Origin of the sequence: Campylobacter sp. RKI_CA19_01121 (assembly GCF_025771295.1) — a bacterium.
Taxonomy (GTDB): domain Bacteria; phylum Campylobacterota; class Campylobacteria; order Campylobacterales; family Campylobacteraceae; genus Campylobacter_D.
Genome location: NZ_JAKMQA010000003.1, coordinates 114,901 through 138,335 on the forward strand (window position 1 = coordinate 114,901; position 23,435 = coordinate 138,335).

The 23,435-nt window shown below is 30.1% G+C and carries 24 protein-coding genes; 1 reads left to right on the top strand and 23 read right to left on the bottom strand.

Annotated features, from left to right (window positions below; translation table 11 throughout):
- Positions 1–2 precede the first annotated feature (2 nt).
- Genes L8T90_RS02425 through mqnP form a run of 3 tightly spaced genes read right to left on the bottom strand, consistent with a single transcriptional unit; the run spans position 3 to position 1,886 of the window.
- Positions 3–524 carry a hypothetical protein gene (locus tag L8T90_RS02425; protein ID WP_263736609.1) on the bottom strand — a complete coding sequence of 174 codons (522 nt, stop codon included), beginning with the start codon at positions 522–524 and terminating at the stop codon, positions 3–5.
- Positions 517–1,020 (bottom strand): hypothetical protein, encoded by a 504-nt coding sequence (locus L8T90_RS02430; protein WP_263708468.1) that lies wholly within the window; start codon positions 1,018–1,020, stop codon positions 517–519. The genes L8T90_RS02425 and L8T90_RS02430 overlap by 8 nt, the downstream gene beginning before the upstream one ends.
- Positions 1,011–1,886 carry a menaquinone biosynthesis prenyltransferase MqnP gene (mqnP, locus tag L8T90_RS02435; RefSeq protein WP_263663876.1) on the bottom strand — a complete coding sequence of 292 codons (876 nt, stop codon included), beginning with the start codon at positions 1,884–1,886 and terminating at the stop codon, positions 1,011–1,013. The genes L8T90_RS02430 and mqnP overlap by 10 nt, the downstream gene beginning before the upstream one ends.
- 69 nt (positions 1,887–1,955) lie before the next feature.
- Between mqnP and miaA the strand changes: the two genes are divergently transcribed.
- Positions 1,956–2,831: a tRNA (adenosine(37)-N6)-dimethylallyltransferase MiaA gene (gene miaA / locus L8T90_RS02440; protein ID WP_263736610.1), complete on the top strand. Its 876-nt coding sequence runs from the start codon at positions 1,956–1,958 to the stop codon at positions 2,829–2,831.
- Here the strand turns inward: miaA and L8T90_RS02445 are convergent.
- From L8T90_RS02445 to L8T90_RS02540, 20 genes are all read right to left on the bottom strand, one after another.
- The gene (locus L8T90_RS02445) at positions 2,822–5,185 is read right to left on the bottom strand and encodes a tetratricopeptide repeat protein (protein WP_263736611.1); all 2,364 of its coding nucleotides are present in this window, start codon (positions 5,183–5,185) and stop codon (positions 2,822–2,824) included. The genes miaA and L8T90_RS02445 overlap by 10 nt on opposite strands.
- Positions 5,186–5,209: 24 nt before the next feature.
- The gene (locus L8T90_RS02450; protein ID WP_263736612.1) at positions 5,210–6,607 is read right to left on the bottom strand and encodes an NADH-quinone oxidoreductase subunit N; all 1,398 of its coding nucleotides are present in this window, start codon (positions 6,605–6,607) and stop codon (positions 5,210–5,212) included.
- A complete protein-coding gene (locus tag L8T90_RS02455) occupies positions 6,607–8,076 on the bottom strand; it encodes a complex I subunit 4 family protein (RefSeq protein ID WP_263736613.1) in 1,470 nt (489 codons plus the stop codon). The genes L8T90_RS02450 and L8T90_RS02455 overlap by 1 nt, the downstream gene beginning before the upstream one ends.
- Before the next feature lies 1 nt (position 8,077).
- Entirely contained in the window at positions 8,078–9,880 is a 1,803-nt protein-coding gene (gene nuoL / locus L8T90_RS02460; RefSeq protein ID WP_263736614.1) for an NADH-quinone oxidoreductase subunit L, read from the bottom strand.
- Positions 9,868–10,179: an NADH-quinone oxidoreductase subunit NuoK gene (gene nuoK, locus L8T90_RS02465; protein ID WP_039667768.1), complete on the bottom strand. Its 312-nt coding sequence runs from the start codon at positions 10,177–10,179 to the stop codon at positions 9,868–9,870. Before nuoK ends, nuoL begins: the two co-directional genes overlap by 13 nt.
- Positions 10,179–10,685, bottom strand: a complete 507-nt coding sequence (locus L8T90_RS02470) for an NADH-quinone oxidoreductase subunit J (RefSeq protein WP_263679527.1) — start codon at positions 10,683–10,685, stop codon at positions 10,179–10,181. The genes nuoK and L8T90_RS02470 overlap by 1 nt, the downstream gene beginning before the upstream one ends.
- Positions 10,678–11,310, bottom strand: coding sequence for an NADH-quinone oxidoreductase subunit NuoI (nuoI, locus tag L8T90_RS02475; protein WP_263736615.1), 633 nt, complete (start codon positions 11,308–11,310; stop codon positions 10,678–10,680). The genes L8T90_RS02470 and nuoI overlap by 8 nt, the downstream gene beginning before the upstream one ends.
- Before the next feature lie 8 nt (positions 11,311–11,318).
- Entirely contained in the window at positions 11,319–12,317 is a 999-nt protein-coding gene (gene nuoH, locus L8T90_RS02480; RefSeq protein WP_263736616.1) for an NADH-quinone oxidoreductase subunit NuoH, read from the bottom strand.
- On the bottom strand, positions 12,314–14,767 hold the full coding sequence (locus L8T90_RS02485) for an NADH-quinone oxidoreductase subunit G (RefSeq protein WP_263736617.1): 2,454 nt from the start codon (positions 14,765–14,767) through the stop codon (positions 12,314–12,316). The genes nuoH and L8T90_RS02485 overlap by 4 nt, the downstream gene beginning before the upstream one ends.
- Positions 14,764–15,480, bottom strand: a complete 717-nt coding sequence (locus tag L8T90_RS02490) for a hypothetical protein (protein ID WP_263736618.1) — start codon at positions 15,478–15,480, stop codon at positions 14,764–14,766. The genes L8T90_RS02485 and L8T90_RS02490 overlap by 4 nt, the downstream gene beginning before the upstream one ends.
- The gene (locus L8T90_RS02495; RefSeq protein ID WP_039642382.1) at positions 15,477–15,704 is read right to left on the bottom strand and encodes an NADH-ubiquinone oxidoreductase subunit E family protein; all 228 of its coding nucleotides are present in this window, start codon (positions 15,702–15,704) and stop codon (positions 15,477–15,479) included. The genes L8T90_RS02490 and L8T90_RS02495 overlap by 4 nt, the downstream gene beginning before the upstream one ends.
- Positions 15,701–16,927, bottom strand: coding sequence for an NADH dehydrogenase (quinone) subunit D (nuoD, locus tag L8T90_RS02500; protein WP_220701708.1), 1,227 nt, complete (start codon positions 16,925–16,927; stop codon positions 15,701–15,703). Before nuoD ends, L8T90_RS02495 begins: the two co-directional genes overlap by 4 nt.
- Before the next feature lies 1 nt (position 16,928).
- On the bottom strand, positions 16,929–17,720 hold the full coding sequence (locus tag L8T90_RS02505; RefSeq protein WP_263736619.1) for an NADH-quinone oxidoreductase subunit C: 792 nt from the start codon (positions 17,718–17,720) through the stop codon (positions 16,929–16,931).
- Positions 17,720–18,217 (bottom strand): NuoB/complex I 20 kDa subunit family protein, encoded by a 498-nt coding sequence (locus L8T90_RS02510; protein ID WP_039619352.1) that lies wholly within the window; start codon positions 18,215–18,217, stop codon positions 17,720–17,722. Before L8T90_RS02510 ends, L8T90_RS02505 begins: the two co-directional genes overlap by 1 nt.
- The gene (locus L8T90_RS02515; RefSeq protein ID WP_263702288.1) at positions 18,196–18,615 is read right to left on the bottom strand and encodes an NAD(P)H-quinone oxidoreductase subunit 3; all 420 of its coding nucleotides are present in this window, start codon (positions 18,613–18,615) and stop codon (positions 18,196–18,198) included. Before L8T90_RS02515 ends, L8T90_RS02510 begins: the two co-directional genes overlap by 22 nt.
- A 119-nt stretch (positions 18,616–18,734) precedes the next feature.
- The gene (locus L8T90_RS02520; protein WP_263736620.1) at positions 18,735–19,403 is read right to left on the bottom strand and encodes an ATP-binding cassette domain-containing protein; all 669 of its coding nucleotides are present in this window, start codon (positions 19,401–19,403) and stop codon (positions 18,735–18,737) included.
- Complete coding sequence (locus tag L8T90_RS02525; protein ID WP_263736621.1) at positions 19,387–20,160, bottom strand: ATP-binding cassette domain-containing protein; 774 nt, start codon at positions 20,158–20,160, stop codon at positions 19,387–19,389. Before L8T90_RS02525 ends, L8T90_RS02520 begins: the two co-directional genes overlap by 17 nt.
- Positions 20,157–20,933, bottom strand: coding sequence for an ABC transporter permease (locus tag L8T90_RS02530; protein ID WP_263736622.1), 777 nt, complete (start codon positions 20,931–20,933; stop codon positions 20,157–20,159). The genes L8T90_RS02525 and L8T90_RS02530 overlap by 4 nt, the downstream gene beginning before the upstream one ends.
- The gene (locus L8T90_RS02535) at positions 20,926–21,864 is read right to left on the bottom strand and encodes an ABC transporter permease (RefSeq protein ID WP_318529793.1); all 939 of its coding nucleotides are present in this window, start codon (positions 21,862–21,864) and stop codon (positions 20,926–20,928) included. Before L8T90_RS02535 ends, L8T90_RS02530 begins: the two co-directional genes overlap by 8 nt.
- Before the next feature lie 11 nt (positions 21,865–21,875).
- Positions 21,876–23,411, bottom strand: coding sequence for an ABC transporter substrate-binding protein (locus tag L8T90_RS02540; RefSeq protein WP_263736623.1), 1,536 nt, complete (start codon positions 23,409–23,411; stop codon positions 21,876–21,878).
- Positions 23,412–23,435 lie beyond the last annotated feature (24 nt).

The window sequence follows — 23,435 nt, forward strand, 5'->3', positions numbered from 1 at the left end:
CTTTATAATAATTTATTAAATTTCAAAATAAGCTCAACTCTGCCCATGCCTATACGCAAATCTTTGGCAATTTGCTCAATGGATTTTTTTTGATTAAAAAGCTCTATTACCTTTTGTTCTTCATTATCATAGCTTGGGCTTAATTTTGTAATACTTTGGGTTTTTTGTTCTAAATTTAATAAACGATTTTTTTGCTCACTTTGAAATTCTTCAATCACCTCTTCTACTTCTTTTAAAGCACTTAAAATAGGAAGGATATTTTGATTAATTTTTTGTTCCAATACCTGCAAAAGTTCTTCTTTTAGCTCTTCTTTAATGGCTTCAGTATCTATTTCCTCTTTTTTTTGCTCTTGTTCATCTAAACTTTCTTTTTTTAAATAATGATATTGCTTATTTAAATCTTCTATCATCTTACCAAGCTCGTTAATCTTAGCAATACTTTCTTTTTCTTTTATCATCATATAAGCAAACATAGCAAAAATTAATAAAGCTACCACAAGCCACAATAATAAATCACTACCCATTTTCTTGCTCCTTTAAAATCTTAATCATCGCTCTTTGCATATTTGCCACAAAATTATCATATACAAGCTCATCTTCTGCTTTTATTTGTGTGATTTTTGCCTCATTTTCATTTAAAGCTTTAAAAAAAATACTAATTTTTTGACCATTTAACTCAAATCTTGCATAATATTCCTCATCTTGAGTCAAACACTTTTCTTTAAATTGAATGTGTGCAAAATTTACACCTACCACAAAAGCTTTATATTTTAAATCTGTAAATAATTTTGTTTTATTGATATCATTTTTTATCAAATACAATTCTTGCTTTAAATCCATAAGCAAATCAAAAATAATTTGCTCACCCTCGCTAAATTCCACTCTTGAGGCAAGCTTTTTCCATTTGCTTAAATTAACATAGTTATTACTTGAAAGATATTCTTGCAAAAACTCTTCATATCTTTCTTTACTCTCTTCAAACTCAAGTTCTAATGAGCTTTTAAAAAAATTTATCTCCATAAAAGATCAACCCAAATAAATATAAAAAACACTATACTTAAATACCCATTTAAAGTAAAAAATGCTTTATCGATTTTTGCAAAATTCTTTCTAACTATGCGGTGCTCAAAAAATAAAATAATCGCACTAATTATCACGCCTAAAAAGGCAATATTTCCCGTTGGAGCCACCCAAACAAATAAAAGCCAAAAAAGTACTGCTAAAACATGACAAAACGCTGAGATAAATAAGGTTGCCTCAAGCCCAAATTTAGCAGGTATAGAGTACAAGCCTGTTTTTTTATCATATTCCATATCTTGCAAAGCATAAAGCAAATCAAAACCAGCTGTCCAAAAAGTAACACCCAAACACAAGATCACACTATAAATTTCAATACTTCCCAAAACTACAATGCTACCTGCAATAGGAGCAAGCCCTAAGCAAAATCCTAATACTAAATGCGCTAAGGATGAAAATCTTTTAAAAGCTGAATAAATAGCTAAAATAAACAATACCGGCAAAGAAAGAGCAAAAGCTAGCTTATTAATAAAATAACTTGCCAAAACAAAAACAATAGCATTTAAAATAATAAAAAGTAAAATACTAGTTTTACCTATACGCCCATCGATATTAGGTCTATTTGCACACCTTGGATTATTTTTATCAATATCCTCATCCATCAAACGATTAATCGCCATTGCAAAATTTCTTGCACTCACTGCACAAATAACACCCAAAAATAAAGCCTTAAAGCCAAACCAAGTGCTATCATTTAAAATAACAGAAGCCACAATCATTGAAGTAAATAAAAAGGGCAAAGCAAAAATAGAATGCTTAAAAACTATCAAGTCTAAAATATCTTTCAATTTTTCTTTTAATATAGGCATTTTTTCTCTTTATAATATATTTTTGTTATGATTTTACTAAAATAATTTTAAATTTAGGATATTTTTACGATGTTTTTTGAATTTGCACTCATTGGAACTACCGCAAGTGGCAAAACAGAACTTGCTAATAAACTAGCTTATGAATTTAATACAAGTATTTTAAGCCTTGATAGTCTTTGCGTGTATAAACAAATCAACATCGCTTCAGCCAAAACAGAGCAAAAAACCTTAGATGAGCTTGATTATTTTGGCATAAATTTATTAAATGTCAATGAGCATTTTAACATCGCTTTGTTTTTTGAAGAATACAAAAAAGCAAAGGCTTTTGCCCAAAAAAATAATCAAATGCTTATTATCACAGGTGGAACTAGCTTTTATTTAAAAGCTTTAATGGATGGCTTGAGTGAAAATTTCAAAGAAAGTCAAAGCACACTAAGTAACGATGAAATTTATCATTTAATGATAAAAATTGATCCACAAGCAAAAATAGAAAAAAACGATACTTATCGTTTGAAAAAATGGCTTGGAATTTATGAGCAAACTAATAAAATTCCAAGTGAAGTTTTAAAAGAAACCAAACAAGAAGCTTTGATTAAAAAACTTGATATTTTTGAAATTTCTTGGCAAAAAGATCTTTTAGAAAAACGCATTATTAAGCGCACTAAAAATATGCTAAACGAGGGCTTAATAGATGAAGCTAAAATGTTATTTGATAATTATGATCATCATTTAAAAGCACTAAATTCCATAGGTTTAAAAGAATGCAAAGAGTTTTTAGATAAAAAAATAAATTTAAATGAGCTTGAAGAGCTCATCATCATCCACACAAGACAACTTGCTAAAAGACAAAGAACTTTTAATAAAAAATTCAATAAAGAAATTTTAGATTTTCAAAATGCTTATGAGAGTTTAAAAGCTTATATTTTAAAAAAATATCAAGGCTGAGTATTTAAGACATTTAATTTATCTTTACATAAATTTTGCCAATTACTCGTTGCGTTAATATCTATACAATTTTGCAAACTTTGTTTTTGATTTTGCACATCTTTTAAATCTTCATAAATATTGCTTTGCACATAAAAAACTCTTGCGCGCTCATCATCTTTTAAAGGATTAGCAAGTAAGTCTTTAAACAAAGTTAAGGCTTTTTGAGCTTGATTGCTTTGTTTTAAAGCTTTGATATAGATAAATTCTAAATCGGGACTAAAAAGATTTACTCCCTTTAAGTTTTGATAATCAATAGCCTTTGGAGCATAGTTTAAAATACTTGTTAGAAAATTATTTTTTTCACAATAACGCAAAAACTCATAATATAATTCCACCATACGATAATTCATAGGAAACTGCTCTAGTTTTTGTAAAGTTCTTATCATGGCATTATAATCTTGCAATCTAAGTTCGGCAAAAAATTTAATATAATTTGCTTCAAATTTTTCATTATCGCTAATAATCGTTCTTGTGTTTAAAATATCGTTAATTGTTTTTATAACAAAGTTATAGCGTTTATCTTTAAGAGCTAAATCAGCACTTTGAAGCTTATAAAAGATAATATCATCGTTTTCATTTTCCACTATGTATTTTTTAGCTTCTTCTATGCGCGTTGTGCGTTTAAAACATTCAAGCATTTGCTTTTTATTTTGTATTTTGCCTCCTATATTATAAGCTTTAAAATCATCATATATTTTAATAGCAGCCAAACACTCATCATTTTTTAATCTTTGCTCTAAAACCAAAATAGCAGCTTGTTCTAAAAGATTTTTTACTTCTTTATTGGAGTATTTTTCAATGTCTTTTTGATAACTTATAACCTTTTCATAATTTTTTTCTTGAAAATATAATTTGACATTATCAAACAGCGCCTTACTAGAAATTTCTCCAGCGTATTTTTTCATAATTTCTTCATATTTTTGATGCAAAAAACTTGCATTAGCATCTTTTAAATATAAAAAGTTTTTATCTTGTGCTTCTTTAATTAAACTCACATATTCACCCAAAGGAAAATCTTCTGCATAAAGATCTAAATATTTTTGAGCTTTAATATGCTCATTTGCATTTAATAAAGACAAGGCAAGATCTTTTAATACTCTTTCATATTCTTTATCTACCTTGGTTAAATGCGTAAAAATATACTCATAAATTTTAGAACTTAAATCATAAACCCTATTATTAGCAAAAGCTTTTGCTAATAATAAAGAATTTTCTAAATCGCTCATGAAAAATTCAGGGTTTGATTCTAAAATTTTATTTGCTAATTCTTTGGCTTCTTTTATATTTTTTGCCTCTAGATGATTTTTTGATAAAAATAAAGCAGCTCTACTGGCTAAATCTGCATTTGGAGTAGAATAATACACATCTTGATAAATATTATTTGCGGTATTTTTTTTACCCAAATGATACAAATAATCTGCATAATCAAGTAAAGCCATTATAGTATATTTATCGCCTTTGTGTTCAGTATTTAAAGTATCTATAATATATTCAACATTAGATCTTTGCGATAAACCCATATAAACTCTCATCATAATATACATTACTTCTGTATAATCTTTATCGTTAATATAAGTTCTTACCCATCTTTTAGCATCATCTAACATTTGCTCTAAAATTACCTGGTCTTTATCAAGTTCATAAGTGTATAGTTTATTTTGAGCTCTTAATTTATAAAGCTCAAATTCATTCATAAATACACTACCCTGATAACGCTTAATAGCGCTAGTTGCATCCCTTAAAACCTGATCATATTTTTTTGCTTCATATTCTTGTTTTATACTAAAATAAGCATTAAAATCTGCACTTTTTGAAGTTTCCATAGGATTAGAATTTAAATCTAGTGCTCCAATATAAGGCATTAATGCATCATCAAAATAAATATCAAAATCAAGCCCATCGCTAGGTTTATAATACCTTAAATCTTTGGTAAAAATAAATACAAAATGCTTAGAAGCATCTTCACTTTGACTTTGAATTTCTTTAGCATTAAAAATATCTTGAGAATAATTAAACATCTTAGCTAAAATTTTAGGATAGATTTTGATTGTCAAAAAAGTTTGGTGCTTTTCAAAATAAATCGTAAAATCATCAAATTCTTTATTTTGAAACTGCATATTGCTAACACCTAAAACATTGCACTCAAAATGGGTTTTTTCAAATTCAAAAACACTTTTGCAAGTAAAATCCTTATCATCTTTTAAATGCAAAAGCGTAAAAGGGCGTTTATGCTCTTCCCCTTTATTAACAATAATTTCAAAAGAAAATGTATAAGTTATACTTAATAAAAATAAAAATAAAACCCTTATCATAAGCGTGATTATAGCAATATTATTTTACAAAAGCAAAAACACGCAAGAAACACTTCCAATCAAACACAAGCATAAAATAATCTTTTGTTTTACATCTAAGTTTGCACTTTCTATGATTTGAGCCTTTTTGAAAAAAACATAAATTAAAATTTTTAAATAAGCATAAAGCATAATCATAGAACTTAAAGCTATAGCAAATATAAGTACATAATAGCCTGAGTTTAAAATAGAAGCTAAAATTAAAATTTTACCCCAAAAAATACCAAAAGGCGGAATACCTGCTATACACAAAATGAATATAGCTAGCATTATAGACAATACTGGTCTTTGATTAAACAAGCCCGAAAAACTCTCAAATGAACTTTTTTGAAATAAACTCAATATCAAAAAAATTCCATAATTTGCAAAAGCAAAAGAAATCCAATACACAAATAAAGCAAAAATTGAAAGCAAATAAGAAGTCTCATCTCCTTGAGAGCTCACACTCATACTAGAAACAATAACTGCTAATATAAAAGAAGAATGAGTAATAGAACTATATGCTAGCATTTTTTTCACATCTTTTTGGATTAAAGCTACAATACTTACAACAAGCATAGAAAAAATCGCCAGCAATGCTACTATGTATTCAAATTTTACCCCACCACCCAAAGCAGAAAAAATTCTTAAAACTACTATTATCATAGCTATTTTTGGAACAATTGATATAAATGCTATAAAATTTGTATGTACACCACAATACACATCTTTTAACCAAAAATGAAAAGGTGCAATAGAAAGTTTTACTCCAACAATAACTAAAAACATTACTCCAGCACAAAGCAAGATAGGATCTGAAATATATTCAGAATGCAATAAATTATCTAAATCCAAAGACTTAATTTTTAAATACACAAAAGCACAAGCAAAGACAAAAAACCCAGCGCCTACCGCAGCTAAAGTAAAGTACTTTATACTAGAGCTAATAGCATTATGAGTTCCTCTTAGTGCTATTAACGTATAAAGAGCTAAAGAAGAACCTTCTAAGGCTAGGAAAATTACAATTAAATTAGTACTTGATATCATCAATATCAAAGAAGCAATCATAAATAAAAACAAAGAAAAAAACTCTGCCTTTTGCTCATCTTTATCCATTAATAAATAAAGCATTGAAAAAACTAAAATAACTATTTGAGCAAAAATTGCATAATTATCACTTACAAATAAACCAAAAAAGGCATGAGAATTATCTAAAACAAAGCCATTATAAAGCAATAAAAAACACAAAGCGCTAAATAAAGCTATAACACTTGCTCCTATATAAAAATTTCTAGAAAGCTTTTTAAATGCATCCAATAAAAGCAAAACAATAGCCCAAAAAAGCAATGACAACACAGGAAATAATAATACAAAATTGAATTTTTCTAAACTAAAGCCACTCATTAAAAACCTCTTATATCATCTATGATTTTTTGATTTTCTATTGCAATATTTCTTGTTTGCATAACTTCAAGAATGCTATTTACATTCAAAGCAATTTCATCAAGCATAGCACTTGGAGCTATCCCTAAATAAATTACCAAGGCACTTAAAATACCCAAAACAAAAATTTCACCTTTTTTTAATATTAATTTCTCCATTTTTTCTTCACTAGTGGCAAAAAACATATTTCTATAAATATTTAACATGTAAATAGCCCCTAAAATAATCACACCACCTGCAAATAATGCATACCACAAATTCACACTTGCTATGCCTTGTAAAATTAAAAACTCACCTACAAAAGAAATAGTCAAAGGCAGTGAAATAGATGAAAATAATAACACCGCAAAGAAAAAGCTAAATAATGGAGCTGTTTTAGCTAAATTTTTATAAAAGTCTAAATCAAAAGTATGATATCTTTTATAAAGCATATAAGCAGCCAAAAACAAACCACCCGTTACTATACCATGTGCAAACATGTAAAATACAGAACCACTAACCCCATTATAAGTAAAAGTCACAATACCCAAAATCACCACACCCAAATGCGAAATTGAGCTATAAGCAATTAATTCTTTTAAATCTTTGGTTTTAAAAGCAATTAAAGCTGCATATAAAATTCCAACTATACATAAAATAGCAAGTAAAGAATAATAATGATTTAAAGTATCAGGTGTTAAAGGCAAGATAAATCTTAAAAATCCAAAAGGAGCCATTTTAAAACTAACAAGCATTACAGATACTAAAGTCGGACTTTTTGCATAAACTTTTGGCGCCCAAGTGTGAAAAGGAAACAAAGGACTTTTAATCGCAAAAGCGATAAAAAATCCTATAAAGATTAAATTTTGCACACTTTCAGGTATGAAAAATTCACTCTTATACCAAGCAAGTAAATCAAAACTCCAATACCCAAAACTTTGATAATACAAAAATCCTACATAAATAATCGCTAAAAGCATGAGCATAGAACCGCAAAATGCATAAATGAAAAATTTAATCCCTGCTTTATAATTATCTGAATATCTGCCTATTAAATAAATAAGAGGTATAAGAGAAAACTCCCAAAATACATAAAACAATAAAGCATCCAATGAAGCAAAAAGTCCTATAATACAAAATTGCAATAAAAATATACTTACTACAACACTTTTATCTTGAATATCCAAACATATAAAAGATAAAAAAATCATAATAGAACAAAGCAACATCAAGTAAAGCGCTATAGCATCTACACCGATATGAAAATTAACTATTAAAGAATTTAAACTAAACTCATAAGCTATACCATTATGATAATTAAACAATAAAAAAACATTAAAAACTAAAATCAAAAAGCTAACTAAAATAGCAAAAGACTTGCTATCTTCTTTTTGCAAAAACAAAGCTATAAAAGCTGCAAAAAATGGAAATAACATTAATAAACTAAGCATTCTACACCGCCAACGCTAAACAAAATAAACATACAAAAGCCAACACTGCAATTCTTAAAACCAAAGAATAATCCTTACCTATACTAAGAGTCCTAGCAAAAGTTTTAAGGAAAAATGCAACACTATCTACCAAAGTATCTAAAATTTCTTTATCGCTTTTTCTTAAAAATTCACAAAATAAAGCATATTTACTAACAATAAATTGATGATAAAACCTTGGTATATAGTATTCATTAAACAAAAGCTTATAAATACTTGTTTTAGAAAGTGATGGTTTAAACCAATTTTTCCAATAAGCTATGATAGCTAAAAGCACTCCAAGCACTGCAGCAGCACTTGCAAGCATCATAACTAAAGAATTTTGCCCATCAATAAAAGCTAAATTTTTACTTACAAACTCCATAAAGCTATGCTCAAAAAATCCTGCAACAATAGCAAGCAAAGCCAAAGGACTCATCGCAAATAAAGCTATTTTACTAGCTTCATGAGGATGTTCTTCATGTCTTTTTGGAGTAAAAAATACAAGCATTAAAAGTCTAAAACTATAAAAAGCTGTCATAAAAGCTGCTATTAAAAGTACCAAGAAAATTCCATGATGATGACTTATAAAAGAAAATCCTAAAATTAAATCTTTGGAGAAAAATCCTGCAAAAGGATAAATTCCTGCCAAAGCCAAAGAGCCTATAAGCATTAAAATAGCACTAAAACGCATACTTTTATAAAGTCCACCCATCTTGCTAATATCAAGCTTATCATTCATCGCATGCATAACATTACCTGCACCTAAGAACAATAAAGATTTAAAAAATGCATGGGTCGCTAGATGAAATAAAGCTATAGCATAAGCCCCAAGACCTGCTGCTACAAACATATACCCAAGTTGAGAAAGCGTTGAATAAGCAATAATTCTCTTTAAGTCTTTAGCCACCATAGCCATAGAAGCGGCAAAAAGCGCTACAAAAGCTCCAAGTATAGCGATAAAATACCCTACTTCAGGAACTTGCAAATAAAGCTCTCCAGCACGAATCACCAAATAAACTCCAGCAGTAACCATAGTCGCAGCATGGATTAGTGCTGAAACTGGTGTAGGTCCTGCCATAGCATCAGCAAGCCAAGTATGGAAAGGAAATTGTGCTGATTTACCCATAGCACCTACAAAAAGTAAAAGCGCTATTAAAATCAAAATCATATCATTTTCATGCCCTAAAGATAAAAGGGTAAAAAACTCATCGTATTTTAAAGAATTGAACTCTATATAAATTAAGAAAATTCCTAAAAGCAAAGCCAAATCTGCAATTCTATTCATGATAAATGCTTCATTAGCAGCAAAGGTATATTTTTCATTATGATACCAAAAACCTATCAAAAGCCATGAGCAAAGTCCAACGCCCTCCCAACCTATGAAAAGTCCTAAGAAATTATCACTCATAATCAAGAACATCATAGAAAAAACAAAAAGTCCTAAATAACTAAAATAGCGATTAAACCCTTCATCGTGTTCCATATAAAATATACTATATAAATGCACAAAAGTAGCAACTATGCTTACTACATTCATCATAATTAAAGTAATAGAGTCTATTTTAAAACCAAAACTAACATCTACCAAAGATATCCAAGTACCAAGTTCAAAATTAAAATGCACTCCATTGCTTAATAAAATAATTGAAGCAAGTGCTGAAAAAGCTATAAGCAAAGAAGCTAAATAACCTAAAATAATTTTCTTAGCACTAAAAGCAAAAATACCTAAAACAATAGCTGAAACTAAAGGAGAAAAAAGTGCAATTAAAGCTAAATTTTGCATTTTAACTCTCCTTTTTCAGCTAAAGAACTAAGCTCTAGTGTTCCTGTTTTTCTATACCATAAAACACAAAGTGCTATTCCAACAGCTACTTCACAAGCTGCAACCCCCATTACAAATAAAGCAAAAATTTGTCCTTCAATATCTTTATGAGAAGCTCCTGCTGTAACTAAGGCCAAATTAGCAGCGTTTAATAAAATTTCACTTGAAATAAAAAGCATAATTAAATTTTGGCGTTTTATAATACCTATTAGACCAATGATAAACATCAAAATAGCCACAATGTAGTATTTTTCTAACATCATTGCTCATCCTTTTTTATATTTTTTTGAGTAAGTGCTATAGCGCAAATTAAAGCTATTAAAAGTAAAATTGCCATAAATTCAAAAGCGAGCATGTATTTTGTAAATAAAGTAAAACCTATTTGCTGAGTTGAATCAAGATCATAAACTTCACTAGTTTCATTTAAACCAAAGTTATAGCCCATAATAATACTAATTAACAAAATAGCACTAAAAATCACAGCAAAAATAAATACTCTTTTACCTTTTAGACTTTCCTTTACTTTTATCGAAGCATCAAAAAACATCATAGCAAAACTATAAAGACCTAAAATAGCCCCGCTATAAACGATAATTTGAATCGCTCCAATAAATTCAGCATTAAGTAAAAAATAAAATCCGCTCAAAAACACCATAGCCGCAGCTAAAGAACTAATAGCATAAAGTACACTAGTACTTAAAACACTAATTAGAAAAAATCCCAATACCAAAACACTTAACAAACAAAAAGCTATCGTTTCAAACATTTTCTTCCTTTGGGGTATCTTGCTGTCTTTGCAAATCTATCTCGTAATAATTTGGAGTTTTCTTTACTAAATCATCAGCATCTTTTCTTAAACTACCACTTCCTTCAAATACCACTTGATTTTTAAGCTCATCAATAGGAGTTAAAAAATCTTGCTTTTGACCAAAATACGATCTTTGCTCTGCTGCATTTTCATACTCTTTACCATGTACAATAGCAAGTTCAGGACAAACATCAGCACAAAAGCCACAATAAATACAACGTCCTAAATTGATACTATAATTTTCAACCTTTTTACGTCCATCTTCGCTTAAACTTGTTTCCATTCTTATGCAATTGCTAATGCAAATTTTTTCGCACAAGCCACAACCAATACAACATTCATTTTCACTTTCAATAAAACGCATCAAACGATGTACCGCACGGTAGCGATTATCTAAAGCAACTTTTTCCATAGGGTATTTAATCGTTGCACTATTATTTTTTTTAAACATTTCTCTTAATACGACAAATAAACCTACAAAAAGTTCTGTATTTAAAGAACGCTTGATTACTTGTATGAATTTTTCATAAACATTTTGAGGATTTTTACGCTCAAAATCTACTTTAAAATAACCTTTTTTCATTGTTTTTCCTATACCACAAGTACTAAAGCACTAATTAATAAATTTAAAACCGCTAAAGGAATTAAAATCAAATAACACATTCTCATTACTTGATCAGGACGCAGTTGCGGAAAAGCACCTCTAGCCCAAAAATACCAAAAAAACACAAAAGACACTTTCAAAAGCATCATAATAGCCCCTGGTATAATCCAAAAATCATTAAATCCACCCAAAAATAAAAGCGATATCATAATCGCTCCGGTAATCATGGCTGTATATTCTCCGATAAAAAACATACCCCATCTAAGTCCGCTATATTCAGTGCCATAACCTGAAACAAGTTCGGTTTCGTTTTCACTTAAACAAAGTGGAGTTCTATTAGTTTCTATAAAAATAGCTATCACAAATAAAATAAAAGCTAAAGGTTGTTTAAAAATAAGCCAAGAAAGTATGCCTTCACTTTGATAATTATTAATATCTACTAAAGACAAAGATCCAACAAGCATTACAACACACACCAAAGAAAGTCCTGCAACGCTCTCATAAGAGATAATAGAAACAAGCCCTCTTGCCCCGCCTAACAATGACCATTTATTATTACTAGCCAAGCCTCCTAAAAAAATCGCATAAAAACTAACCCCGCCCATACCTATGACAAATAACAAGGCCACATTAATATCAGCGATAATAGGACGAATCACTCTACCAAATAAAGTAAACTCAGGAAAAATAGGTATAGCTGCAATTGCTACAAAAGCACAAATTGCTGCAATCAATGGAGCGATTAAAAACACCACTTTTTGAGCATAAGTTGGCACTACATCTTCTTTAGTAAAAAGCTTAATCATATCAGCAACTACTTGAAGCAATCCAAAAGGACCTACCATATCAGGCCCTAAACGACGATGAAATAAAGCCAAAGCCTTTCTTTCAAGATAAGTTGCCAAGCCTGCTAAAGTAGCAAAAATAGCTATAACAAGCACGCATTTGATAATTGTTTCTATAATAAAAAAAGTAATATCACTCATATTTTAGCTCCTGCTTTTTCAAGCCAAACTTTTGCATATCGAGTATTATTAAATAAAGATTTATAATCAATCTTACTATCATAATCCCCCAAATACGCGCCATTTTCTAAAGATTCATCACATTTTACACTTATAGCAATTTGAGTTTTTTCATTTTTTAAAATAACACTATCATCTTGGTTTAAATCAAATTTTTGCATTAAATCAGACGATAAAAATAAAGCTCCAACCTCATTAAAAGCTCTATTGCTAAGCTTTGAAAACTGGTGAATACAATTTGCATGATATAAGGTTAAATTTCCTTCATTTTGCTCTTTGACTTCTTGAGTGCTTAATGTTTTTTCAAACTCAAAATGAGAAAAATCAAGCTCATAGCCTCTATGATTTGCCCCACCATTATCATAATGATTTTCCAACTCATCAAAATCAATTGCCATAAAGCCTTTATTTTGTGGTAAAAATTTAGTATAGTTGATTGTAAATTCCTCATCAAAACCTAAAGCATTTGCTAAATCATTTAAAAAATAACCTTTAAATTCTAAAGCTGCATTTGTAGGAACTAATCTTTTGTCATAATTTACAAAGCTACCTTCTTGTTGATTTAAACTAGAACTTGCAAGATCAAAATGCCCATCATAAGAAAAAGTAAAATCGCCTTTTTCGTTATAACCTAGTGTTTTTCCCGCTTGAAAATCTTGACTTAAATCACAAATTAAACTCACGCCTAAAGTATTGGTACAAGTTGGATTTAAAAAGACTTTAAAATCAGTATATTTTTGCACCAAAGCACAAAGTTTTGCTAGCTTTGCACTTTGCTCATCATAGTAAAAATCACTTCCTATAATAAGTGTAAATTTTTGCTTTTTAGCTAATAAAGTTTCTAAAATATCCTCATCTATGCCAAGATTTTTCGCATAATTTGATCTTTGCACCTCTATGCTTTTTTTAATTTTTTTAGGCACAAGTTTTTTAACTTCTTCTATAATAGTTTCGCCATTTTCATTTTGCTTTTCTATCTTTTCAATAACTTCTTCATTAATAGTTTCTTCAATTTCTTTAGTGCCTTGGTAATACGCATTTTCTAATGTATTTTTAAATTCTTGTGGAAACTCTTTGGCAAATTTTTGCAAGATAAATAATAAAATACTTTCATTATCTTTAATATCATGATTAATCTGCAAGAAATTTTTAGAATATTTATCCACGCCTTTATCTTTTATAGGGTGAAAATATAGTCCTGCACCTTTATTCATTACCAAAGCGTTATTAACTTTATATCCTAGCGTTGGCGCATCATAGCGTAAAAACGAACCTACGATGATTAAAAAATCACTTTGAGTGATATCGTCTGTATTTGCATTATACATTGCATTTGCATTTTGATAAAAACAAGCTAGGAAATCTTGGAATTTTTTAGCTTCATGATTTATAAGATTAAGATTAAATTTTTTACTTAAATTTTGCAAGATTAAAGCTTCTTCGTTAGTAATAAAACTATTAAATAAAATATTTTTTATTTCATTATTTTTTATCATATTTACTAGTTTTTCAAAAGCTTTTTCGTCTTTACCTTGAACTTCATTTTGGGTATTAAAACCATATCTTGCAGCTTTATTTAGCGTAGCAAAAGCAAAATCATTACTCACTCTATAAATTTTTTCTTTTTGATTATTAATACTAGTTTGTTTAATATCATAATACATCAACTCACAATCACTTGAATGTGGATTACTAGCTGGAATTTTCTTTAACTCCCAAGCATTAGATGTATATTGAAAAGCCGAACCCACCAAAGCTCCCGTTGGACATACACTTGTACATTCTCCACAAAAAGAACAATCAAGCATATCGCCACTACTCGGTGCAATTAAACTCTTTTGAAATTTAGTCCAAATAGCTAATGCGTCTTTACTCATACTCTCTTTAAAACTTGCATCGGGCGCGTTTGCTCCTCTTGGAGTAGTTTTTAAAGCACTTTCACCTATTTTATCTTTACAAACTGTGATACATCTTTCACACACTATACATAAAGCTGGATCATAATTAATCTCGCCCCATTTTTTATGCTCTTTATGGGTATCTTTAATCCAATAATTTTGCACATTTACTCTTGCTTTGTGTGTAAAGTTTTGAAGCTCACATTCGCCAGATTTATCACATACCCCACATTGTAAAGGGTGGTTGATACAATATGCTTGCATGATAGCATTACGCTCATCCCATAAATTTGGCAAATCACTCTCTACTACCATACCTTCTTTAACTTTAGTATTACAAGAATAAACCTTTTTACCATCAGCTTCTACCATACACATACGACATGCAAGTGTTGGAGAACAACCATTTAAATAACAAATTGCAGGAATGAAAATATCATTTTTTCTTGCGACATTTAAGATATACTCACCCTCATTTGCCTCACATTCTATACCATTAATGATAACTTTCATTTTATAACCTTAACTTGAGCTTTTGAAAAAGCAAAACCAGCGCTTTCATAATCAAACAAAGCCACCGTGCCTTTTAAATCATGATTGATTTTTACTATAGTTATAAATTCTTGAGTGTTTATTTTTAAATTAATTTTATCCTCATCCTTAACCTTGGCAATCAAAGCAAAAGATGAAGAACAATGCAAATTTTTATCCCTTAAAGGTGCTTGCATGATGATAGTTCCGTCAAAATTATCAAGTTCTAAAAGTTCACTAAAAGAATTTTGTATTGACAAATTTTCTTCATTTTCATTAGAACAAATCAATAAAAGTTCAAATTTATGACAAAGTTTTTCTAAAAAATACTTAATATTTTCAAAGTCTTTATGTTGGTATAAATTTTCATCAAAAATAATACACTTTGCTTCTTTTAAAAACTCCAAAATCTCTAAAGCCTCTTCTTCGCCAAAGCAAGATTCAGCACTTAAATAACCCTCATCAAGCTCATTAAATTCAGTATCCAAACTTATCTTACAAAGTAATGCAAGCACAAAAGGCACACTTGCAATCTCACATTTATAAAAGCTTGCTTTTAAATTTTTATCTTCTAAACAGGAAATATTGTAATTTTTACTTTTGTTAAGCTTAGCACAAAGTGAAGGATTTTTTAAAGAAAGTAAATCCACAAAACACAAAGCATTTAAACCTTCTTGATATTTTGCTAATTTCATTGTCCTACCTTTTTAAAAACTATAGTCCAATCTACTTGATTAAATTTTAAAGAATTTAAAAGTTCACAATTTTGCTCTTTTATGAAAGCAAAACTTTTTTCTACATTAGAAAAATCTCCTATTTCAAACAAAACCACCAAAACTTCACCCATATAGGCATTTTGAATGATTTGTTCTAAATCCTTAAACAAATCTTGACTTTTTCTTAAATCCACGCGTCTCATCGGTCTATCTCACCTAAAACTATATTAATACTTCCTAAAATCGCCACCGCATCAGCCAAATATGACCCTATAAGCATTTCTTCTAAAAACGCACAGTGAAAAAAGCTTGGGGTTCTAGCTCTTAATCTATATGGTCTACCGCTACCATCTGAGTGAATAAAAAACCCAAGTTCGCCTTTTGGACTTTCAGTTGGCACATACACCTCTCCTTTTGGTGGTTTTAAGCCTTGGGTTACTAGGACAAAATGTTGCATAAGCGAATAATTTTGTGTCATGATTTGCTCTTTTGAAGCACTTACATACTCAGGATGATTGCATAAAATTTCAGGCGGAGTATCTTGATAGAGCTTAGCACATTGAACTAAAATTTTTAAACTTTCTCTAAATTCTTGCATATAAACTTTATATCTTGCATAAGAATCACCCATTTTAGCCACAGGCACGCCAAAATCTACCTCATCATAAAGCAAATAAGGCTCTTCTTTTCTAACATCATAAGCAATCCCACTTCCTCTTAGCATAACCCCGCTACAACCCCAACTTAGCGCTTGTTCTTTACTTACCACTCCTACATTTTCAGTTCTTGCGCGCCAAATTCTATTATCATCAAGCAAGGCTTCATAATCTTTTATATCATTTGGAAATTTATTGCAAAATGCTAAAAGTTCATCTAAAAAACCTTCAGGTAAATCAAGCATTACCCCGCCTATTCTCATAGATGAATGTGTAAGTCTTGCCCCACAATATTTTTCTATTAAATCAAGCACATATTCACGCTCTCTAAAGCAGTATAAAAATACTGTCATCGCACCAATATCAAGAGCATGTGTAGCAAGCCATAGCAAATGCGAAGCAATGCGGTTTAACTCAAGCAAAATCATCCTTATCACACTTGCTCTGCGTGGAATTTCCAAACCACAAAGTTTTTCCACAGCAGCTACATAGGCATAATTATTTGCACTAGCTGCGATATAATCCATTCTATCGGTAGTTGGGATAAACTCTTGATAGATCATATTTTCAGCCATTTTTTCCATACCACGATGCATATAGCCTATACAAGGAGCAGCCTTGGTGATTTCTTCTCCATCAAGTTCTAAAATAAGGCGTAAATTTCCATGAGCGCTAGGGTGTTGGGGACCAAGATTTACTATCATAGTACCATCTTCACGCTCAAAGCTTATATTTTCATAATAAGGTTTTAATTTAGTAGAAATTTGCATTTTATCTTCTCTTGTCTAAAATTTTTACTTGCGTTCTTTTGGCTTTTTTCACAAAAGGCACGCCACCTTCTTCTTGATATTCTTGTAGGTATTTATCTTCTCTTGGGGCTTCGCCTTTACCAACCTCATGATAAATTCTGCTAAAGTTTAGCGTGTCTTTTTCATCTACAAAACCTGGATCTCTATTTTCCTCACCTACAACCTCGCGATATTCTTTTCCAAAAATTTTATCTATCTCGTACCATTTAGCAAATTCATCACCATGCAAAGGATAGCTTTTTAAAAAAGGATGTCCATACCAATCATCAGGCATTAAAAGTCTTTTTAAATTCGGATGATTGATAATGAAAATTCCAAACATATCATATATTTCTCTCTCGCACCAATTAGCACCCTTAAAAACACTCATAACACTTTGAAGTCTTTCTTTTAAGCCAATGAAAGTCTTTATTCTCACTCTTAAATTTTTCTCCATATTTAAAAGCTGATAATATACTTCAAAACCTTGTTTTTGAGCGACAAAATCAATCGCACTTGCGTCAGTAAAACAACTATAACCTAAATTTTTAAGCTTGCTAAGAATAGCAACATTATCATCTTTATTTATCTCAATTACCCAAAAATCAAGCTCTATAAAAGAATTTTTTAATTCAAATTCTTGGCTTAAAATCTGATGATCACTCTCAAAAGCACTACCCTCTGTGCTTAGCTTTTTAGTTGCAGGTGCATGGTAAAATCTATCTTCATAATAATTTTTTAGCTGAGCATTTTTCTTATCGCTATATTTTCTCATCATATAAGCCTTTTTGGAGCTATTTTTCTGCTTGCTTTTTCTTTACGAATTCTTTTTTGCAAAATCATCAAAGCAAATTGAAAAGTTTCAGGGCGTGGGGCACAGCCTGGTACATAAATATCAACAGGAATGATTCTATCTACCCCTTGAACGGTAGAATAAGTATTAAACATACCACCAGTATTTGCACAAGAACCCATAGAGATAACCCATTTAGGATCAGGCATTTGATCATAAAGTCTTCTTGTAAATTCAGCATGTTTTTTGCTTAAAGTACCCGCTATAATCATTACTTCAGATTGTCTTGGACTTGCTCTAAAAATCGTTCCAAATCTATCAAAATCATATCTTGCACCACCTGCTGCCATCATTTCAATAGCACAACAGGCAAGCCCATAAGATAGCGCCCATAAAGAATTACTCCTACCCCATTGCACTAACTTATCAACCGTAGTTAAAACAACTGGCGCATTACTCATTTTTTGATACTCTGCCATACAAATGCTCCTTTTTTATAAGCATATAAAAAGCCTACTGCAAGTAATAAAATAAAAACAAACACTTCCACTAAGGCAAATAAAGATAGGCCATAATTTGAAAGCTCTGCGGTTAAATCTTTAAAAATTACCGCCCAAGGAAATAAAAATACTACTTCAATATCAAGCAAAATAAAAATCAAAGCAAAAACAAAGAATTGAGAATTGATTTTGTTTGCTTGCTTAGAAGCCATAGGCCCACACTCATAAATCCCAAGTCCGAGTTTTTTTCTATTATGAGAGGCGAGTTTGGAGCCTATTTTAGAAGAAATGTACACCAAAGTAAAAAATATAACACTTGCAATAACAAGCATTGCAAAGATGCCAAAGTATTGATGCTCTATAGTTGCGTGCGTCATAATAAACCTTTTATTCAAGCATAATTAAAATTTATTTTACTTTAACTTAGCTATATAAAAACTTATTATCAAAAAAATAATTTTTTAAGTATTTCAAAATGAAACAATTTTTATCTTTATTATAAGAACACTTTTTTATGGCATATATCTTGTAAGATTTTTTCTTGATGAGAAATAAATATATAAGTAATATCATGCATTTTTTGAAAAGTGTGCAAGTAGTTTAAAATTTTATAAGCAGTTACTACATCAAGCGCTGCTGTGATTTCATCTAAAATAAGCAATTTTGGCCTTAAAAGCAAAGCTCTAATCAAACCTAATCTTTGGCTTTGACCACCACTTAGCTTAGAGGGTTTTAAATTTAAAATATCTTTTTCAAGTTCAAAAGCATCAAAAAGTTTAAAAAGCTCTTCAAAATCAGGCTTAAGTTTAAAATTTTCATATACATCAAGTAAAAGTCTTTTAGTGCTTTTATAAGGATTTAAAGCTAGCTTTTGATCTTGGAAAACATATTGAATTTTTTGGCGTAATTTTCTTTGAGTATTAAAATCTAAATTTAATATATTTTCATTTTCAAATAAAACTTTTCCAGTATTTGCTCGTTCAAGCATACAAAGAATTTTAGCTAGAGTGCTTTTGCCGCTACCACTTTCCCCACAAAGCAATAAATTCTCATTTTGATTTAAAGAAAAACTCACATCTTTAAAAACAAAAATTTCTTCTTCTTTTAAATACCAGTGTTTTTTAATTTTATAAGATTTGCTTAAATTTTTAACTTCTAAAAACATTTTCATTCTCAAAACAATTTAACAATTCTTTAGCAAAAACACCTTTTGGATTGCTTAAAAACTCTTTTACAGGCATTTGATAAAGTAAAGTTTTATCTTCTATGATAGCCACCTCATCACAAAGTTCTTTAGCTAAATTTATATCATGCGTGATGAAAATGAGATTTTTAAATTGTGTTTTTAGCTCTTTTAAAATAGTGATGATTTTTTCTTCATTAGCCCTATCAAGAGAACTTGTAATCTCATCACACAATAAATACTTAGCCTCGCTTAACAAAGCTAGCGCTATTTGAATGCGTCTTGCCATACCACCACTTAACTGATATATAAAAGAATGCCATAAAAGATCATGATTTTTAAGCCCTAAACACTCAAAATAATAAAAGGCTTTTTCTTTAATCTCTTTTGTGCTTAAATTAGTATGAGTTTTTAAAACTATATTAAAATAACTCCCTATATCAACAAGAGGATAAAAACTCCCATAAACATCTTGAAAAAGTAAATTTACCTTAGCTCTTAAGGCATTTAGTTCTTTTTCTTTTAAATTTAAAATATCTTTTTGATCTATCTGAAATTTTTGTGCATTAAGTTTATAGTGTTTATTAAAAAGCCTAATCATGCTTTTTAAAAGCAAGCTTTTTCCAGCTCCACTTTTGCCCATGATAGCCAAAGCTTTGCCATCTTCTAAATTAAGATTGATATCCTTTAGTAAGATTTTATCTTTAAAGCTAAGGTTAAGATTTGAAATTTCTATCATGCTTTAATCTCTTCTTGTAAATCATTGCCCAAAGCAAGCAAAGGCAAAATAAGCATAAGTATAAAGGCTACTGGAAAAACTATCATCCACCAAAATCCTAAAAACACAGCCTTACTTGCTTCATTTAGCATATTTCCTAAACTTGGAGTCCAAAGCTCTACACCCAAACCAAAAAAACTCAAAGTGGCTTCACTTGTAATAGCATGAGCAATATTTAAAACAAAAAGCACAAAAAGCAAATTCCAACAAGCAGGCAAAAGCTCGCTAAATAAAGCTTTCATCTTGCTAGAACCTAAAATGATAGCGTTTTGATAAAACTCAAGTTTTTGAAATTTATTCAGTTGGGTATCAAGCACCTTTGCCACAAAAGCAAAATGCCCCAAGGCGATGATAAAAATCATACTCCACAAAGATCCTGCCAAAAAGCTTTGAAAAAACATAATCACAAGTAAAGAAGGTAGTGCTAAAAGCATATCAATCACCCTAGCGAAAAAGGCATAAGCAAAAAATCTTGTTAAAAACACATAAACACAAGCAAAAAGCACACTAAAAAATGCTGCCATTATCCCTACAAACAAAGAAACACGCAAGGCATATAAAATACGCGTAAAAACATCCCTACCAAGTAAATCTGTGCCAAAAATATGACTTAAATTTGGGGCTATTTTAGCCTTACTTAAATCCACTAAATTTGGATCATAAGAGCTTATTAAAGGTGCAAAAAGTGCTAAAACAAAACTTAGCAAAATCATCATCACGTAAAACTTACGCATTAGCAAACCTCGGATTAATCATCTTACAAATTATTTCTACGATCAAATTTACAAGCACCACTACTAAAATGCTAAAAATCACCACAGCTAGCACCACAGGATAGTCTTTAAACAATATGCTTTTAATTACCAAATTTCCCACGCCCTCATAAGAAAACACACTTTCTACTATATAAGTTCCCATTAAAAAACTCACAAAAGAAGCACCAAAGTACGCAAGTATAGAACCAAAAGCATCTTTTAACACAAAGTGCAAATAAATTCTTGTTTTACTAAGCCCTCTTGCAAAAGCACTTTCTATAAAGCTTTGATTTAAACTATCAATCAAACTTGTCCTTATAAAACGCACAAAAACAGCTAAATGCGAAAGCACTAAAGCACATACTGGTAAAAACAAATGCCACAAACGATTAAACACATCATCTTCAAAGCCAATATCAGCAATAGCCGAACTTGGAAAAAGCTTAAAAAATACAGCAAAAACTAAAATAAGCATTAATGATAAAGAAAAAGCAGGTAATGCAAAAAAACTCATCGTTAAAAAAGTGATAAATTTATCTAAAAAGCTATCTTTATAAAGAACACAAAAAAGTGCTAAAACCAAAGATAACACAAAAAGTATAAAAAAAGCTAAACTCCCTAGTATGATGGTATAGGGAAGTTTTTCTTTTAAAATTTCACTAACCTTTTCTCCGCTAATTAAAGAGTAGGAAAAGTCGCCTTTCATAGCATTAAAAAGCCAATTTTCATACTGCTCTAATAAGGGCTTGTCTAAATTTAAATTACGCTCGATTTCTTCTTTTATTTTAAGGCTAGTACCTTGAGGCACACTAGCAAAAACCACGCTTCCTTTAGCATGATAAATCATCACAAAACATAAAAAACTTGCAAAAATCATCAAGAAAAACGCCCATAAAAGGCGTTTAAAAATGAGTTTTAGCACTAATTTTTGCTCCACTCATAAGCATTCCAAGTAAAACCTATCCCATGATGACCTAAAATATGAGGTTTTATACCTTGGATATTTTTAGCAAAAACTAAAGGATAATCAATATAAGCTATAAATAAAAACGCAGGATCTTTATATAAAGCATCGATAAATTCTTTATAGTGTTTTTTTCTTTCATTTACATCAAGTGAATTTCTAGCCTTTGTTAAAGCCTCATCAACTTTAGCATTTTGATAATGGCCAAAATTCCATCCACTAGAGTTTAAAGCACTATCTTGAGAGCTTGCAAAAACTCTAAAGGTATGAAAATCAGGATCATAAGGACTACCCCAACCTACTAAAAAGCTATCAATTTTCGTATAATCAAAACTTCCACTTGGCTTAGCTACTGCTTTTGCCTTAATACCAAGCTTTAAAAACTCACTTTGTAAGATATTTACCAAAGCCACTCTTAGTGGATCTTCACTCATAGCATACATTTCAAAGCTAAATTCTTTGCCATTTTTTTCTAAAATGCCATTTTTGTTTTTCACAAAGCCTGCTTTTGCTAAAAGCTCATTTGCTTTTTTTATATCATAAGCATAACTTGCAAATTCTTTAGGATTTGCCCATGATTTTTCTAAAGGATGATTTGCCACCTTTCCAAAAGAATGCAAAAGTGAATTTATAATAGCTTGTTTATCAATAGCGTAATTTAGCGCTAAACGCACATTTTGATCTTTTAAAAACTCATGATTAAGATTAAACATCAAAGCACGGTAATCAGCTGAAGGTTCTATAAGCATTTTAAAGTTTTTATCATTTGCAAAATTTGAAGCTAGAGCAAAATCAACCAAAGCCACATCAATAGAACCATTTTTAAGCTCAATTGAGCTAATGCTTGGATCTTTAATGTGTTTTAGTATGAGTTTTGGTGTTTTTACCTTAGCTAAATGATAATTTTCATTTGCTTCTAAGATCATGTATTGACCTTGTTTCCATTGCTTTAGCTTATATGGTCCTGTTCCTATAGGTATTTGATTAAATTTAGTGGTATTTAAATTTTCTTTTTCAAGTAAATGTTTTGGTAAAATCCCTACACTCAAAGCGTCTAAAAATGCAGGAAAAGGCTTTGAAAGTGTGATAGACAAGTGATAATCATCGATGATTTTTACTTCCTTAACTGCGTCAAAATTTACTTTTGAAGGCGAATTTAATTTCTCATCTTTTAAAGCATTTATACTAAATTCTACATCTTTAGCACTAAATTTAGTCCCATCATGCCACAATACATCATCTCTTAAAGTAAATTCATAAACAAGCCCATCTTTACTAACTTTCCAAGATCTAGCAAGATCAGGCGCTAAGCTCATATTTTCATCAAAGCGTGTAAGTCCTGAAAACACAAGAGCAATTGCCACATCATGATCTTCACTAAAAAGCGGATTTACACGCTCTGGTTCATTTTCCACTGCGATAACAATCGTATCTTTTGGCGTGATAGCAAAAAGATTTAAAGCACAAAAAAGCATGATAAAAAATCTCAACATAAAAGGCCTTTCTTATAAAATAAA